This is a genomic window from Streptomyces sp. NPDC048257, from assembly GCF_043201855.1.
GTDB lineage: Bacteria > Actinomycetota > Actinomycetes > Streptomycetales > Streptomycetaceae > Streptomyces.
Genome location: NZ_JBICZI010000021.1, coordinates 71,330 through 87,356, shown reverse-complemented (window position 1 = coordinate 87,356; position 16,027 = coordinate 71,330). Strand labels below are relative to the sequence as shown.

Here is a 16,027-nt window from a genome sequence, read left to right as displayed (position 1 = left end):
GCGAGTACCCGTAAAACCAGCATCCACACCGTTTCGCCCGCATCCGATCCGCCCGTCCGGGTGAGGAGCCCGGCATATCCGTGCGGCATAGGACCATCCCTCCTTGGCGTCGAGGAGTCGCTTGTGCGGCCCGCCCGGCGAGGCCCACGCTCAGAGGAGGTGCTGCACATGACGGCTCTCGCCCGTCGAGGGGTTCATCGCGGTGCCGGGTTCGCGATCACCGAATCCTTACGTATCAGGCCGGACACCCCTAGCTGGAGCCTGTCTCGTGGAAGTGCGGTGCGCATGGTGCTGCATGCCGGATCGACTTCCTGTGGCGGCAGCGCTCGCCCCGCAGCGGCCGATCGAGCGGGTCGTGGGCCTCGACGAGGCGGCAGCGCTGCTGCCCGGCTTCGACCGGGCCTCCCCCGCCGGAATGACGATGATCGATCCGCTCCACGGCTGAATCCACGGCGGACGCGGCCGGGGCGGCGTGCGTGGCGTCGGGATTTGTGCGGGTTGTCGGGTGATGATGGCGCAGTGCGACTTGATCACGTGTCCTATGCGGTGGCCCGCGACAGCTTCGTCTCGACCGTCCAGTGGATCGGATCGGCCCTCGGCGGCGGGTTCGTCGACGGGGGCGTGCACCCGCGATTCGGCACCCGCAATTTCATTCTCCCGCTGAGCGGCGGCACCTACGTCGAGGTCGTCACCACCCTCGACCACCCCGCCGCCGACCGCGCACCCTTCGGCCAGGCGGTCGCGCGCCGCGCCGCCGAGGGCGGCGGCTGGCTCGGTTGGGTGGTCTCCGTCGACGACATCGCCCCGGTCGAGGCCCGCCTCGGCCGCACCTCGGCCGAGGGCCACCGTGTCCGCCCCGACGGGTTCGACCTGAGGTGGAAGCAGATCGGCCTGCTGGAACTGCTGGAGGACCCGCAACTGCCCTACTTCCTTCAGTGGTTGGTCCCCGTCGAGGAGCGCCCGAGCGCCGACCCGCGCACCTCCACCACCATCCACGGGGTCTCCATCGCCGGCGACGCCGCCTCCATCGCCGAATTCCTCGGCGAACCGGCCGACCACCCCCTCGATCAGATCGACGTCACCTGGGCCGAGGATGAGGAACCGGGCCTGGTCTCGGTCGAGTTCGCCACCGCCCACGGCCCGGTCACGATCTGACCAGGGCGCGATGAGTGATCACTGATGCGATGTGGGGCCGGATCGAGCCGCTGATGCCGGCCGGTCCGGTCCGTGGACGGCGGTGGGCTGATCACCGCCGACGCTCGTGGCCATCGCGTGGAAGTACCGCACCAACTCGCCCTGGCGGACCTGCCCGACGAGCTCGGCCCGTTCCAGGCCGCCCACAAACGGCTGATCAGATGGGCCGTCGACGGAACCTGGGAACGGATCCTGGCCTCTGCCCTGGCCGCCGCGGATGTAGACGACGACATCGAGTGGACCGTGTCGGTCGACTCCACCGTCGTCCGGGCCCACCAGCCCGCCGCCGGAGCACTCAAAAGGGGGCGGCAGCGCGCAGCGAACCCGCCGATCACCATCGGACGATCCCGCGGTGGCCTGAGCACGAAGGTCCACTGGGCTGCGGACGGCCGTGCACGGCCTCTGGCGTTCACTGTCACCGCCGGCCAGGCCGGTGACGCTCCGCTCGGCAGGCCTGGCATACGCCATTCGGGTCCTTGCCCAGCCCTACGCCGAGCACCCCGCCTACCGCCAAGAATGGCGCCCGTAGCCCTTCAAGGAGAAAGGCCCTAGCCGAACTGGAGGGAGCGCTTGGAGAGGCCCATCCAGAAGCCGTCCACCGGGGTGCGGGCCGAGGTCAGGTCGGATTCGGCCGCGCCGAGGGTGACGAAGAGCGGGGCGAAGTGTTCCGTGCGGGGGTGGGCCAGGCGGCCCGCGGGGGACTTGTGCTCGAAGTCCAGCAGGGCGTCCACGTCGGACGCGGCCAGGGCCTCGCGGCCCCACGCGTCGAACTCCGCCGACCAGGCGGGGACGCCCGGGCCCGTGTGGCGCAGCGCCGCCAGGTTGTGCGTGAAGAAGCCGCTGCCGACGATCAGGACGCCCTCGTCGCGCAGCGGGGCCAGCTTGCGGCCGAGGTCCAGCAGCCGGGCCGGGTCCAGCGTGGGCAGGGAGATCTGGAGGACCGGGATGTCTGCCTCCGGGTACATCTCCACCAGGGGAACGTACGCCCCGTGATCCAGGCCCCGGTGGGGGATGTCCTGGACGGGGGTGCCGGGGGCCCGCAGGAGTTTGCGGACCGAGGCGGCCAGCTCCGGGGCGCCGGGGGCGTCGTAGCGGACCTGGTAGTAGTGCTCCGGGAAGCCCCAGAAGTCGTGGACGAGCGGGACGCGCTCCGTGGCGCCGAGGGCGAGCGGGGCCTCTTCCCAGTGGGCGGAGACCATCAGGATCGCCCGGGGCCGCGGCAGCCCGGCGGACCAGGCGGCGAGCTCGCCCGGCCAGAGCGGGTCGTCGGCCAGCGGGGGTGCGCCGTGGCTCAGGTACAGGGCCGGTATGCGGGTCACGGGGCGCTCCTCGTTCGTCGGTGCCGCTGGTACGGGGACGCGGACCACGTAGTTGAAACACGTAGTGAAAACAGACTAACCCCGTCTCGTTCAAATTTGAACGAGACGGGGTCATCAGTCATTCCCCAGGGCCCTCGACCCTGATCAGTGCGCGATCACCGGCACCTTGAGCTCGGCCTCCTCGGGCGAACCGGCGGCCACCGGGCCGCCCGCACCCGGACGGCCGGTGTTGATCAGCGTCAGCGCGATGGCCGAGCTGGCGACCAGGATGCCGACCGCCCACCAGATGGCGGAGGCGTAGCCCTCGACCATGGCCTGCGCCTGGATCAGCTGCGCGGCCGGCCCGCCCGCCGCGGCCTCGGCCGCGTGGTCGGTCAGGTACGCGGTGGTCGCCGAGGCGGCGATGGTGTTCAGCAGCGCGGTGCCGATGGCGCCGCCGACCTGCTGCGAGGTGTTGACCATGGCGGAGGCGACACCGGCGTCGGCCGGGTTCACCCCGTGGGTGGCCAGGGACATCGCCGGCATGAACGCCGTACCCATGCCGAGGCCGAGCAGCAGCTGCGCCGGCAGGATCAGCGCCGGGTACGAGGACCCGACCTCCAGCTGGGTCAGCAGCAGCATGCCGAGGGCGGCGACCAGGAAGCCGGGGCCCATCAGCAGGCGCGGCGGGACCCGCGTCATCAGGCGGGCGCCGACCTGGGTGGAGCCCGTGATCATGCCCGCGATCATCGGCAGGAAGGCGAAGCCGGTCTTGACGGGCGAGAAGCCCTTCACGACCTGCAGGTAGTAGGTGAGGAAGAGGAACAGGCCGAACATCGAGATGACGGCGAGGCCGAGCGAGAGGTAGACACCGCCGCGGTTGCGCTCCAGCAGCACGCGCAGCGGCAGCAGCGGGGACTTCACCTTGGACTCGACGAGGACGAAGGCGGCCAGCAGCAGCACCGAGGCGACGAACATGGTGACCGTCAGGCCGTCCGACCAGCCGGCGGACTCGGCGCGGGTGAAGCCGTACACGAGGGCGACGAGACCGGTGGTGGACAGGACCACGCCCGGGATGTCGAGCGGCGCGCGGTTGCGGGAGCCGGCGGGCTCACGGATGACCATCCAGGCACCCACGGCCGCGACGATCGCGAAGGGGATGTTGACGAAGAAGGTCCAGCGCCAGTTGAGGTACTCGGTCAGGAAGCCGCCGAGGATCAGGCCGACGGCGCCGCCGCCGCCCGCGATCGCGCCGTAGATGCCGAAGGCCTTGGCGCGCTCCTTGGCGTCGGTGAACATGACCGCGAGCAGCGAGAGGGCCGCCGGTGCGAGCAGTGCGCCGAAGGCACCCTGGAGGGCGCGGGCGCCGAGCATCATGGCCTCGCCGTTCGCGGCGCCGCCGAGCGCGGAGGCCAGGGCGAAGCCGATGAGGCCGACGACGAAGGCGTTCCTGCGGCCCCACTTGTCGGCGATGCGGCCGCCGAAGAGGAGCAGCCCGCCGAAGGCCAGCGCGTACGCGGTGATGACCCACTGGCGGTTGCCGTCCGAGATGCCGAGATCGGTCTGGGCGGAGGGGAGGGCGATGTTCACGATGGTCGCGTCGAGGACGACCATCAGCTGGGCCAGGGCTATGAAGACGAGTGCCTTCCAGCGGCTGGGATCGGCAGCCGGCGCGAGAGTCGCGGCTGTTTTTGACATGGAGGTACCCACTTCACTGTGCGGAATGACTGAAAAAGGCTAGTTCTAAAGCTCTGTGCGGGTCACATGGTTTTCTGCTGCCGCAGGTCGTCCAGCGTGCTCGCCGACCCCGGGAGCTCGGAGCGGGCCGGGGCCCGCAAACCGTCGAGGAAGAGCTGGAGATGGCGGTGGGCGAAGCGGTCGGTGTCGAGGCAGGCGGTGCCCGGGAGGGGGCGGCTGAGCTGGGAGAGGGCGACCATCAGGTCGCCGACGCCGATGTCCGTGCGGACCAGTCCGGCCTCCTGGCCGGCGGTCAGCAGGGTGACCACGGCCGCCTCCAGCGCGGTGCGCGCCGCGAGGAGTTCGGGGTGCTCACGATCGAAGCCGTCGGCGAGCATCGGGCACAGGGCGCCGATCCGCTCGTCCGCGGCGGCGTGCGTGAACCGGCACAGTGCGGCGAAGGCGTCGGGCTCCTCGGCGAGGGAGGCCTCGGCCGAGGCCGTCACCCGGCCCATGGTGAAGAGCACGACGTGGTGGACGAGGGTGGCCCGGTCGGGGAAGTGCCGGTAGAGCGTGGCGTTGCCGATGCCGGCCCGGCGGGCCACCTCGTCGAAGGGGATCGTGGAGCCGGACTCGACGAAGGCCTCGCGGGCCACCCTCAGGATCCGCTCCCGGTTGCGGACGGCGTCGGCGCGCGGGCGCGGGACACCGGTCGCGGGCACCTGCGCCTGCGCATGCGCCCGTACGCAGGCCTGCGCCTGCACCTGCACGGGGTCCACGATCGCCCCGGGGGCGGGCCGGACCGCCGGTGCGGTGGCGGTGGAGCTCTTCATTCCGGGGCCTCCCTGGCGCGGACTCGCGGACTCGTGGTGCGGACGGCGCGACCATCCCGCCCAAACGGGGAGCCGCTCCCCGCTTAGCGGGACTCCCATGCAAACGGGGATCGGGTCCCCGGTTATTTCACCCCCTCGTGTGACCTGACCCACAACCCCGTCCACGTTCGGCCTCTTCCGGCGCGCGGGGGCGGCGCGCCCGGCGGAGGGTGATCGAACAGAGCGCAGACCGGGCAGGGCCGGCTGCCGCGGACCCGAAGGCGATCTCCATGCCGCAGACCCGCCGCCGGATACGCCGACCACACCGCACCGGCGCGTACATCGGCCTCACCGCGCTGGCCCTCGGTGTCACGACGACGGCGAGCACGGGCATATCCAGCCGCGGGCACTCGGCGGCCGGCGCGGTGGCCACGACCGTCGAATCCGCTCTGGCGCCCTGCCGGATCGCGGGCACCATGGGTGTCCAGATGTCCGAGGGGATGCCGACCCCATCCGGGTACTCGCGCTCCACCGGCGAGATCCGGGCCCTGAACCTGATGATCGACTTCCCCGACGCCAAAGGAGAGGGCACGGCGGCGGACCGGATGGCGGAATTCTTCCCCCAGACGGCCGACTGGTTCCGCACCAGCTCCTACGGCCGCATGGCCTACCGGGCCGAGGCGCCGATAAAGGACTGGCTGCGGATGCCGATGCCCTTCGCGGCGTACGGGATCGAGCGCGGGTCCGCGTACGAGCCGGGCTACCGGCAGCTCGTCGAGCACATAGCGAAGGCCGCCGACCCCGAGGTGGACTTCAGCCGGTACGACCTGATCAACATCCTGGTCACGCCGAACGCCGGGCCCTCCGCCCTGGACACCGTCCTGTCGGTGACCTTCTCGGGCAACGGCGAGGCGCCCGTCGCCGACGGGGTGCCGCTGGCCAACACGTCCTTCGTCTACAGCCGGCAGGACGACGGCTCGGGCACCTACCGGGAGACCGGGTACCGGGTGCTCCCGCACGAGAACGGGCACGTCTTCGGGCTGCCCGACCTCTACACCTCCGACGGCGGGAGCACGGTCGGGCACTGGGACATCATGAGCGAGGACTGGGGCGCCAACAACGACCTGATGGGCTGGCACAAGTGGAAGCTGGGCTGGCTGGACAGCACCCAGATCAGCTGCGCGTCCAAGCCGGGCACCAGCGACCACACCCTGTCCCCGATCGGGGTGCGCGGCGGCACCAAACTGGCCTTCATCCCGGTGTCGGAGAGCGTGGGGTACGCGGTGGAGGTGCGGACCCAGGCCGGGAACGACGAGGCCGTCTGCAAGCCCGGCGTCCTCATCTACAAGGTGGACTCCGACGTGGACACCGGGCACGGCCCGGTGACGGTGTCGGACAGCGCGAACGCGAGCGGCGGCTGCACCCGCCGGCCCAATGTGCACGCGGAGCTGTCCGACGCGCCGTTCCGGCCGGGCGAGACGTTCACCGACGACAAGGCGGGCATCAGCGTCTCCGTGGTCGGTGAACTGCGCAACGGCAGCTATCAGGTCCGCGTCACGCGGCCGTAGGGCCCCGCCGGGCCCGCGGCCGTGCCGTCAGCCTTTCCGGACGTCGTGCGCGGTGACCCGGTTGACCTCACCGGTGGCCTCGGGGTCGGGCGCGGCCGGCCTGCTCTTCGGCTGCGCGAAGGCCGGCACGGTCCCGGTGCCCATCAACCGGCGGCTGACGGCCACCGAGGTGGACCAGATCCTGCGCGACCCGGGCACCGGGCTGCTCTTCGTCGAGGACGAGTTCCTGGACGTACGCGCAAGGCGGCCGCCGAACTGCCCACGGAGGTACGGATCGTCGCGCTCGACGGCCCGGACGGCCCGGACGGCCCGGACGACCCGGACGGCCCGGGCAGCGGCTTCACCGCCCGGCAGGCCGGACGCCCGGACGCCGGCCCGGAGACGGCAGCGGCCCGGGACGACCCGACCGCCCAGACCTACACGAGCGGCACCACGGGCCCGCCCAAGTGCGTGGTGCTCGCGCACCGCAGCTCCTTCAAGGTGCGCGACGCCCTCGCCTCCGAGGAGCTGCGGAGGATCGACTGCCGGGAGGACGACGTCGGCCTCATCGGCATCCCCGGATTCCACATCGGCGGCCTGTGGTGGGCCACGCAGGGCTTCAACGCGGGCGTCACCAACGTCACGATGCGGATGTTCGTCAGCGGCGAGGCGGTCCGGCTGGTCCGCGAGCACGGGGTCACCACGACCTGGTTACCGGATGACCGGCGATGCCACGGCAGACGGCCGCTCAGTCCTGCGCGAGCGCCTGCCGCAGGACGTTCGCGACCGTGGGGCGGTGTTCGTCGGTCAGCAGGAAGAAGTGGTCGCCGTCGAACCGGAGGACCTCGCACGGCCCGGTCGTGTGGGCGGCCCAGCCGTCCAGCGGCTCGTGCGGGACCAGTGGGTCCGCCGTGCCGCCCAGCACGTGCAGGGGCACGTCGAGCCGTACGTCCTCGAACCCCACCGCGGCCTGCCGGCCGAGTTCGATGTCGGCCCGCAGGACGCGCGTCACGTGGGCCAGCATCTCCGGGTCGTGCATGACCCACTCGGGCGTGCCCCCGCCGTCCCGCAGCAGCCGGACGGCGTCCTGCTCGGTGCTGGTCGCATGGGCCCGGCGCGGGGTCCGGCCGGGTACCTGCCCGCTGACGACGGCCGCCCGGCAGTGCGGGCCGAGCAGGCGCGCGGCGCGGGTGGCGAGGAGCGCGCCGAGGCTGTGCCCGAACACCACGGTGGGCAGCGGGTCGCGGCCGAGGACCTCGTCGGACACGGAGTCCAGGACCTCGTCGAGCCGGCAGCCGGGCGGCTCGCCGTAGCGGCGCTCGCGCCCGGGCAGGCACAGCCCGAGCACTTCCACGTGGTCGGGCAGTGACTCGACCACGGGGAAGAGCGTGTTGGGGCCGGCCCCGGAATGCGGGAACACCAGCAGCCGCACCCGGGGCGTGGCCACCGTCTCCCGCAGCCGCAGCAGCGGCCACCACGGCACGGAGGCGGACCTCGTCGTCACCGGTCCCCTGGCCGCGGTCACGGGCAGTTGACGATCTGGCCGGCGTAGGACAGACCCCCGCCGAACGCGAAGAGCAGTACGGGCGATCCCTTCTTGATCTCACCCCGCTCGATGAGCTTGGACAGCGCCAGCGGGATGCTCGCGGCCGAGGTGTTGCCGGAGTCGACGACGTCCCTGGCCACGACGGCGTTGACCGCACCGATCTTGCGCGCGAGGGGTTCGATGATCCGCAGGTTGGCCTGGTGCAGGACGACGCCGCCCAGTTCCTCGGGCTTCACGCCGGCCCGTTCGCAGACCTGGAGCGCGACCTGCGGCAGCGTCGTGGTGGCCCAGCGGTAGACCGACTGCCCCTCCTGGGCGAAGGTGTGGGACGGGGCCTCGATGCGCACGGCCCGGCCCATCTCGGGGACGGACCCCCACACGACGGGGCTGATCTCCGGCTCCTCGGAGGCGACCACGACGGCCGCGCCCGCACCGTCGCCGATGAGCACGCAGGTGGTGCGGTCGGTCCAGTCGGCGAAGTCGGTGAGCTTCTCCACTCCGATGACCAGGGCCTTCGTCGCGGATCCGGTCCGGATGCTCTGGTCGGCCAGCGCCATGGCGTGCGGGAAGCCGGAGCAGGCCGTGTTCACGTCGATGGAGGCAGGTGCCTTCGCGCCGACCGCGGCGGCCACCCGGGCCGCCATGTTGGGCGAGCGGTCGAGGGCCGTGCAGGTGGCCACGATGACGAAATCGATATCCGCTCCGGTGAGTCCGGCATTGGCGAGAGCGTGCTCGGCAGCCTTGGTGGCCATGTCCGAAACCGACTCGTCCGCGGCCGCCACACGGCGCGTCTTGATACCGACCCGGCTCTGAATCCATTCGTCATTGGTCTCGACCATTTGCTCAAGATCCGCATTGGTCAAGACCTTTGACGGCTGATAGTGCCCGAAGGAAAGGACACGGGACCCGACCATCAGTGTTTCTCCTCGCTCCGTGGACCCGATGCGGATCCGGATTGACCCATGGTCAGCCTATGCAGCGGGCCGACCGCCCTCACGCGGCGTTCACGCCGACCAGTTGATCCGCGCCACAGCCGTCCCGGGCCGGCGCATGGGTCAGGATCGCGTGCTGGAGGCGCTGGAGGCGCGGAGCATGCTCGATCCCGTGGTCCTCGACCAGGTTCCGCCGGACCCTGCCGTAGGTCGCGAGCGCCTCGTCCGTCCGTCCGTCCGCTGATTCAAGCCAACTTCGAACGGCGTGAAACCTGCCCCCGACGGCCGGATGAATGGCTCCGAACCGGATATCCCACGGTGCGATCCGGGCGGGCCCGCGGCCGCCCCCGAGCCGGCCGGAGGCCGCGCCCGGGTGGCATCGAAGGCACCACGCGCACCACCCGGGCGGCCTCTGGACCACTGCGCGGCGCACCGCCCGCGACAAGCGCGGTCCGTGGCGAGGCGCCCGCGAAACTCCACTCACCTGCGGTTACTTCCGGGTGCGTGGGGCGATGCGCGAAACCCTCACCAGCGCGGCGGCCACCGGTCTGATGACCGCTGGGCTCACGATGGGAACGGCGGCAACGGCCTCGGCGGCCTCCGGCTGTTCGGGGTCTTGATCGACACGTGCGAAATCCGGACGAACCTGGGGCGCGTGCTCAGCCGGATTTCGCCGTACTACTCGTCGGCGGACGACGGCACCAACGGTGCGATCAACACCGCCGTGTACCACTACGGGGACGCGACGGCGCTCAACGCGCAGCTGGGGGTCGGCCGGAAGTAGCCGCAGGACATGGGCGACTACAAGTACTACGCCGGTCCCGTAACCCTCACCGGCACCAACGGCCACTGCATCACGGTCGCCGGGGACGCCTCGGACCGGGCCCGCGTCCTGGACACACCCTTCGTCTCCATGGCGTCCACCGTCGCCGTCGCGGCCGGTGCACTGTGCCTGGCCGTGCCCCCAGGCCCGCGCTGCTTCCGGTCCCGACGTGCCGGGGGCGGCGTCCGCGGCCCGGGACTGCGGAGGGACGTGCGTCCTCGGTGCGCGCGCGGCGACCCATCCCGGCTTCGACCCCTTCGTGCTCGACCTGGGCTGCCCTTCTCCTCGCGTTGAGACCGATCAAAGGCCCGGCTGTCCGGCCCGCCACCCCGCGGGCCGGGCAGCCGGGGTCTTTGTATCCGCCGTGTATCACCGGACGCTCGGCTGCCGATCGGATCGCGCCCCGGGCCCCGACGGCGGCCGCCGCGCCCGGTGTCTCCCGTATCGTTCCCTTCGGGCCGCCGGCCGCCTGTGGACGCATGCGGGAACGGCGCTTCGCCCGGCCCGTACGAACAGGAGTCCCGCCCGTGCCCCCGTCCGCCCCGGCCCCGGAATCTTCCCCTCCGGTCCGTGTGCTGCTGGTCGAGGACGACGACCTGATGCGCCGGTCCTTCGCCGTCGCCCTCGAACGCTACGGCTACCGGGTCACGGCCGCCGCCGACGGACTCACCGGCCTGGAGGCCTTCCGCGACGACGACGGCTTCGACCTGCTGACCCTGGACGTGATGCTGCCCGGCCTCGACGGGATCGGCCTGTGCCGCAGGGTCCGGGAGACCAGCCTGGTGCCGGTGCTGATGATGTCCGCCCGCGGCGACGGCCTCGATGTCGTCGCCGGTCTGGAGGCCGGAGCCGACGACTACGTGGTCAAGCCCGTGGACACGTACGTACTCGTGGCACGCATCCGCTCGCTGCTGCGGCGGGCGTCCTACGCGCCCGCCCCGGGCAGCGAGCCCACGGCCGGCCAGGAGGACGTACTGGTCTTCGGGGACCTGACCGTCGACACCGGCGGAATGGAGGTGTCCGTCTCCGGCAGCCCCGTGGCGCTCACCCCCACCGAACTGAAGCTGCTGCTGGAGTTCGCCGCCCACCCGGGCATCGTACTGGAACGGCACACCCTGCTGCGCAACGTCTGGGAGTACGGCTGGGACGGCGACAGCCGGGTCGTGGACCTGGCCGTGCAGCGACTGCGCAAGAAGCTCGGCCGGGAGCGGATCGAGACGGTCCGCGGCTTCGGCTACAAGCTCAGGCGCTGAGGCCGGTGCACCCCCTCCGCCGGCCGTGGTGGCCGGCCCGCGTGCCCCTGCGCTGGAAGATCGCCGCGCTGGCGGCGGCCACGGCCTGCCTGGTCGCCCTGGCGGTGGGCGTACTCGTCCACCTGTGGACCGCACAGGACATCCGCGGCCGGGCCGAGATGGACGCCACCAACACGGTGTACTCCTCAATGGACGTCTACCGGCGCACCGGAGCCCTGGCGGGCGGCGCCGAGCTCGATCCCGTCGAGCTGCCCGCCACCCTGCGCCGCCCGTCCCACGGCGACCGGCGCGTGGCCTACGACGGACGCGTCGACGGGAACCTGGGGCCGAGCGTCTGGGGCGCCCAGCGGGTCGGCGGACCGGGCAGCCCGGTCCTGGCCGTCCGGATCAACATGAGCCCGCAACTCCACGACCTGCGCCGCCTCGACGCGAGCATGGCCGTGGCTTCCGTCGTCTCGCTCGCGGCGGCCCTGCCGCTGGCGGTCTACGGGGCCGGGCTGGTCGCCCGCCGACTGCGCCGGGTCGCCGAGACCGCGAGCCGGATCTCCGCCGGGGACCTCGACGCCCGCACCGGGGCCGGTACGGGACCCGGCTCCGGACCCGGTACGGGGCAGGGCGGCACGGAGCAGGACCGCACGGGCAAGGGCCGCGACGAGGTGGCCGACATCGCCGCCACCGTCGACCTCATGGCCGACCGCCTCGGCCGACGGCTGCGCATCGAGCGGCAGTTCACGGCGGACGTGGCCCACGAACTGCGCACCCCGGTCGGCGGTCTGCTGGCCGCCGCCGACCTGCTGCCGCCCGGCGAGACGGAGGACCTGCTCCGGGCCCGCGTACGCGATCTGCGCGGCCTGGTCGAGGACCTGCTGGAGATCTCCCGGCTGGACGCGGGCGCCGAGGCACCCGTGCACGCCCGGGTCCCGCTCGACGCGGTGGTCCGCGAGGCGGTGGCCCGTACCGGCCTCGACACGGAGGTGGAGACCGGGGACCCCGCGGAACCCGGGGACCCCGCCGCAGCGGTGGAACGCGTGGAGACCGACCCGCGGCGCCTGGAGCGGATCGTCGGCAACCTCGTCGTCAACGCCCACCGGCACGGGGGCAGCCCGGTACGGGTCACCGTCCGGGGCCGCACCGTCGTCGTACGCGACCACGGCCCCGGTTTCCCCGCCGACCTGCTGCGCGAGGGCCCGCGCCGCTTCCGCACCGGCGCCACGGAGCGCGGCGCGGGGCACGGCCTCGGCCTGACCATCGCCCTGGGCCAGGCCCGGGTGCTCGGCGCGGAGCTGTGCCTGGACAACGCCCCGGACGGCGGGGCCGTCGCCACCCTGCGCCTCCCGCTCTGAGCGACCGCTCGCGCGGGCCCCGTACACGACTGCGGCACAACGGCGCGCAGTCCGATACACGGCGGCCCGGGCCCGGATACGTTTCCCCGACAGCCTTCGGCGTGCACCCCTTTCGCTCGCACCGCACCCGAAGTGGAGTCCCCGTGACCGCCGACCCGTTCGCCCCCCGTCTGCCGCACCCGACGCCCGGTATCGCGGCCTCCACCACCGGTCTGTCGAAGGTCTACGGCAGCGGCGACACCCGGTTGGTGGCCCTGGAGGACGTCTCCCTCTCCTTCCGGGAGGCCGAGTTCACCGCGATCATGGGCCCCTCCGGCTGCGGCAAATCCACCCTCATGCACTGCGCCGCGGGCCTCGACTCCGTCAGCTCCGGCTCCGTGCGCATCGGCACCACCGAACTGAGCAGCCTGGGCGACCGGCAGCTCACCGAGCTGCGCCGGGACCGGATCGGCTTCGTCTTCCAGGCGTTCAACCTGCTGCCCACCCTGACGGCCCTGGAGAACATCACGCTTCCGCTGTCCATCGCCGGACGCCGCCCCGACCGGCAGTGGCTGGACCGCGTGGTGTCCATGGTCGGCCTCGCCGAACGCCTGGGCCCCCGGCCCGGACAGCTCTCCGGCGGGCAGCAGCAGCGCGTCGCGGTGGCCCGGGCCCTGGTCACCCGGCCCGCGATGGTCTTCGGGGACGAGCCCACCGGCAACCTCGACTCCCGTGCCGGGGCCGAGGTCCTGGGCTTCCTGCGCGACTCCGTGCGCGAGCTGGGCCAGACCGTGGTGATGGTGACCCACGACCCGGTCGCCGCCGGCTTCGCGGACCGTGTCGTCTTCCTGTCCGACGGCCGACTGGTCGACGAGATGGTGCACCCCACCCCGGACCGGGTGCTGGACCGGATGAAGCAGTTCGACACCCGCGCGCGCACGAGCTGACCCGCCGCCGTCCCCGCCACCTGCGCTCCGCGCGCCCACGCCCCGTACGCCCCCGCCCCGTACGCCCACGTCCCCGAAAGCCACCCACCCATGCTGAAAACCGCCCTGCGCAACGTCCTGGCGCACAAGGCCCGGCTGCTGATGACGGTGCTCGCCGTCACCCTCGGCGTCGCCTTCGTCTCCGGCACCCTCGTCTTCGCGGACTCCTCCACCGCGGCCCACCGGGCCGCCGTGTCGAAGGACTACGCCGACATCGCCGTCTCCGTGACCCCGAAGGACCCCCCGCCGGGGGCTGCCGGGTCGTCCGGGTCCGCCGGGTCCGAACACGCCACCGTGCTCGACGACGCCCTCGCCCGCACGCTGGCCGCGCTGCCCGGCGTCGCCGCCGTACGGCCCTCCGCCGACGGCTCTGCCGCCCTGAACGCCTCGGACGGCGCCCCGCTGCGCACCGGCAGGATGTGGGCGCAGCGCGCGGCCGCGTACGTACCCGGAGCCGACGGCAAGGACAGCCGCTACCCGCTGACCGAGGGCCGTGCCCCGCGCACCGGCGACGAGATCGCCGTGGACAGGGGTACCGCCGCCGCGGGCGGGTTCCGTATCGGCGACGCGATCACCCTGGCCACCGACGGCCCGGTCATGACGAAGCGGCTCGTCGGCATCGTCACCACCCGGGACACCCGGGTGACCGCCGGCGGCACCCTCGCCCTCTTCGACAAGGCCACCGCACAGCAGCTGTTCGCCTCCCCGGGCCGCTACACCTCGATCGACCTGACCGCCGAACCCGGCGCCGACGAGGCCGAACTCTCCCGCCGGGTCGCCGCCCTGCTCCCCGCCGACCGGGCCGAGGCCACCACCGGCAGCGCCCTGGCCGCCCAGCAGAGCGTCCTCGTCGACTCCCTCACCCGCGGCGACGAGAAGCTGTCGCTGATCTTCGCCGGAGTCGCCCTGTTCATCAGGTCGTTCCTCATCGTCAACACCTTCACCATGCTCGTCGCCCGGCGCACCCGTGAGATCGCCCTGCTGCGCGCGATCGGCGCCACGCGCCGCCAGGTCGTCCGCTCCCTCCTCTGGGAGGCAGTCCTCCTCGGCCTCGCCGCGTCGGCCCTCGGATTCCTGCTCGGCCTCGGGATCGCCTCCGTACTCCCGCAGATCCTCAGCACCACCCGGGAGGCGCTGCCGCGCGGGCCCCTGGTGATCGGCCCGCTGCCCGTGGTGGCCGCGCTCGCCGTCGGGGTGGGCATCACCGTGCTCGCCGCGTGGCTCCCCTCCCGCAGGGCGGCGCGGATCGCGCCGGTCGAGGCCATGCGCTCGGCCGAACAGCCGCCCACCGCCACCGCGTCCCGGGTCCGCGGCGCGGCGGGAGCGCTGCTGCTCGCCCTCGGCGCCGGTCTGCTGCTGTCGCTCGCGGGGGCGAAGGACGCCTCCGAGGAGAACCTGCGCAGTGCGATGTTCGGCTGCGCCCTCGTCGTCGTCGCCGTGATCGTGCTGGCGCCGCTCCTCGCCGTCCCCGTGATCCGGCTGAGCGGACGGCTGACCGGACGTCTCGGCATCACCGGGCACCTCGCCCACCGCAACGCACTGCGCGACCCGCGGCGCACCGCCGCGACCGCCTCCGCCCTGATGGTCAGCACGGCGCTGGTCGCCGGGCTCGCCGTCCTCGGCCACTCCACCGGCGAGGCCCTCGACCGGCAGGCCGCGGCCGGCCTGAGCGCCGACTACGTGATCGGCACCCGCACCTCGATGACCGGCATCGACCCGGCCGCCGTGCAGCGGGTGACCGACGTCCCCGGGGTGCGGACGGCGACCGCCGTCACCGACTCCTCCGTGTTCATTGGCGGCGGCGTCCGCCAGATCTCCGGGGTCGACCCGGCCGCCGCCCCGTCCGTCCTGAAGCTCGACTTCGTCAGCGGCTCGCTGAAGGACCTCGGACCGGGGCGCATCGCCCTGTCCCGCACCCTCGCCGGCGAGAACGGCGTGAGCACCGGCGGGCGCGTCAACGCCCGTATCGGCGGCCCCGGTCAGGACCTCACCCCGTACACGGTCGTCGGTGTCTACGAGGACGACCCCACCGCGCAGGACGCCCTGGGCGCCCGTACCGAGGTGCAGCAGAAGAGCCTGAACCCCGGCTCCGTGCAGCGCGTCCTCGTCCGCGCCGACGGCGGCGCCACCAAGGACCGCCTGCGCGCCGCCACGGGCAACAACCCGCTGCTCAAGGTCCAGGACCGGCAGGAAATCGTCCGGGAGGCCGCCGGCTCCCTCGGCACGCTGCTGACCCTGATGTACGGCCTGCTCGCCATCGGCGGTGTGATCGCCGCCCTCGGCATCATGAACACCCTGGCCATGTCGGTCTCGGACCGCACCCGCGAGATCGGGGTCCTGCGCGCCATCGGCATGGACCGCACCGGCATCCGCCGGATGATCCGCCTCGAATCCCTGACCGTGGCCGCCTTCGGCACCCTCCTGGGCCTGGCGGCCGGCCTGTTCGGAGCCTGGGCGGTCGGCGCCCTGACCAACGGGGCGCTGAAGGAGTACTCCCTGACGCTCCCTTGGGACACGCTGCTCCTCCTCTGCCTGGTCTCCCTGATCACGGGCACGGCGGCAGCCGCCCTCCCGGCTCGCCACGCGTCCCGCCTCAGCCCCCTGGAGGCGGTGGCGGAGCTCTGACCGCTGCCTGTG

15 protein-coding genes and 2 pseudogenes are annotated in these 16,027 nt (G+C 72.7%); 11 read left to right on the top strand and 6 right to left on the bottom strand.

Annotated features, from left to right (window positions below; genetic code table 11):
• Positions 1-295 precede the first annotated feature (295 nt).
• From ACGFZK_RS29565 to ACGFZK_RS29550, 4 genes and pseudogenes are all read left to right on the top strand, one after another.
• Positions 296-445, top strand: coding sequence for a hypothetical protein (locus tag ACGFZK_RS29565; protein ID WP_393851907.1), 150 nt, complete (start codon positions 296-298; stop codon positions 443-445).
• Positions 446-519: 74 nt separating this feature from the next.
• Positions 520-1,155, top strand: a complete 636-nt coding sequence (locus ACGFZK_RS29560) for a VOC family protein (RefSeq protein WP_393851906.1) — start codon at positions 520-522, stop codon at positions 1,153-1,155.
• Positions 1,156-1,184: 29 nt separating this feature from the next.
• A pseudogene (locus tag ACGFZK_RS29555) lies at positions 1,185-1,638 on the top strand (IS5 family transposase); the annotation flags it as partial.
• On the top strand, positions 1,586-1,723 hold the full coding sequence (locus ACGFZK_RS29550; protein ID WP_393851905.1) for a DUF6221 family protein: 138 nt from the start codon (positions 1,586-1,588) through the stop codon (positions 1,721-1,723). The pseudogene ACGFZK_RS29555 and the gene ACGFZK_RS29550, both read left to right, overlap by 53 nt.
• 19 nt (positions 1,724-1,742) lie before the next feature.
• Here the strand turns inward: ACGFZK_RS29550 and ACGFZK_RS29545 are convergent, their stop codons facing one another.
• The 3 genes from ACGFZK_RS29545 to ACGFZK_RS29535 all read right to left on the bottom strand — a co-directional run bounded on the left by ACGFZK_RS29545 (position 1,743) and on the right by ACGFZK_RS29535 (position 5,002).
• Entirely contained in the window at positions 1,743-2,504 is a 762-nt protein-coding gene (locus tag ACGFZK_RS29545) for a dioxygenase (protein ID WP_393851953.1), read from the bottom strand.
• A gap of 153 nt (positions 2,505-2,657) precedes the next feature.
• Positions 2,658-4,190 carry an MFS transporter gene (locus ACGFZK_RS29540; protein WP_393851904.1) on the bottom strand — a complete coding sequence of 511 codons (1,533 nt, stop codon included), beginning with the start codon at positions 4,188-4,190 and terminating at the stop codon, positions 2,658-2,660.
• Between the two features lie 62 nt (positions 4,191-4,252).
• A complete protein-coding gene (locus tag ACGFZK_RS29535; protein WP_393851903.1) occupies positions 4,253-5,002 on the bottom strand; it encodes a TetR/AcrR family transcriptional regulator in 750 nt (249 codons plus the stop codon).
• Positions 5,003-5,271: 269 nt separating this feature from the next.
• On the opposite strand from ACGFZK_RS29535, the gene ACGFZK_RS29530 reads away from it, so the two are divergent.
• Together ACGFZK_RS29530 and ACGFZK_RS29525 are read left to right on the top strand one after the other, a co-directional pair.
• Positions 5,272-6,549 carry a M6 family metalloprotease domain-containing protein gene (locus ACGFZK_RS29530; RefSeq protein WP_393851902.1) on the top strand — a complete coding sequence of 426 codons (1,278 nt, stop codon included), beginning with the start codon at positions 5,272-5,274 and terminating at the stop codon, positions 6,547-6,549.
• A 21-nt stretch (positions 6,550-6,570) separates the two neighbouring features.
• Positions 6,571-7,182 (top strand): annotated as a pseudogene (locus ACGFZK_RS29525) (AMP-binding protein); the annotation flags it as partial.
• Positions 7,183-7,276: 94 nt separating this feature from the next.
• On the opposite strand, the gene ACGFZK_RS29520 reads toward ACGFZK_RS29525, so the two are convergent.
• The 3 genes from ACGFZK_RS29520 to ACGFZK_RS29510 all read right to left on the bottom strand — a co-directional run bounded on the left by ACGFZK_RS29520 (position 7,277) and on the right by ACGFZK_RS29510 (position 9,427).
• Positions 7,277-8,032 carry a thioesterase II family protein gene (locus ACGFZK_RS29520; protein ID WP_393851901.1) on the bottom strand — a complete coding sequence of 252 codons (756 nt, stop codon included), beginning with the start codon at positions 8,030-8,032 and terminating at the stop codon, positions 7,277-7,279.
• A 17-nt stretch (positions 8,033-8,049) separates the two neighbouring features.
• Positions 8,050-8,988, bottom strand: coding sequence for a beta-ketoacyl-ACP synthase III (locus tag ACGFZK_RS29515; protein ID WP_393851900.1), 939 nt, complete (start codon positions 8,986-8,988; stop codon positions 8,050-8,052).
• 79 nt (positions 8,989-9,067) lie between these two features.
• Positions 9,068-9,427, bottom strand: coding sequence for a BTAD domain-containing putative transcriptional regulator (locus ACGFZK_RS29510; RefSeq protein WP_393851952.1), 360 nt, complete (start codon positions 9,425-9,427; stop codon positions 9,068-9,070).
• Between the two features lie 234 nt (positions 9,428-9,661).
• On the opposite strand from ACGFZK_RS29510, the gene ACGFZK_RS29505 reads away from it, so the two are divergent.
• The 5 genes from ACGFZK_RS29505 to ACGFZK_RS29485 all read left to right on the top strand — a co-directional run bounded on the left by ACGFZK_RS29505 (position 9,662) and on the right by ACGFZK_RS29485 (position 16,015).
• Positions 9,662-9,790, top strand: a complete 129-nt coding sequence (locus tag ACGFZK_RS29505; RefSeq protein ID WP_393851899.1) for a hypothetical protein — start codon at positions 9,662-9,664, stop codon at positions 9,788-9,790.
• A 638-nt stretch (positions 9,791-10,428) separates the two neighbouring features.
• Positions 10,429-11,082, top strand: a complete 654-nt coding sequence (gene cseB / locus ACGFZK_RS29500; RefSeq protein WP_393851951.1) for a two-component system response regulator CseB — start codon at positions 10,429-10,431, stop codon at positions 11,080-11,082.
• Positions 11,083-11,123: 41 nt separating this feature from the next.
• Positions 11,124-12,425 (top strand): sensor histidine kinase, encoded by a 1,302-nt coding sequence (locus ACGFZK_RS29495; RefSeq protein WP_393851898.1) that lies wholly within the window; start codon positions 11,124-11,126, stop codon positions 12,423-12,425.
• Between the two features lie 143 nt (positions 12,426-12,568).
• Positions 12,569-13,351, top strand: a complete 783-nt coding sequence (locus tag ACGFZK_RS29490; protein WP_393851897.1) for an ABC transporter ATP-binding protein — start codon at positions 12,569-12,571, stop codon at positions 13,349-13,351.
• Between the two features lie 90 nt (positions 13,352-13,441).
• Positions 13,442-16,015: an ABC transporter permease gene (locus tag ACGFZK_RS29485; RefSeq protein ID WP_393851896.1), complete on the top strand. Its 2,574-nt coding sequence runs from the start codon at positions 13,442-13,444 to the stop codon at positions 16,013-16,015.
• Positions 16,016-16,027: the final 12 nt, after the last annotated feature.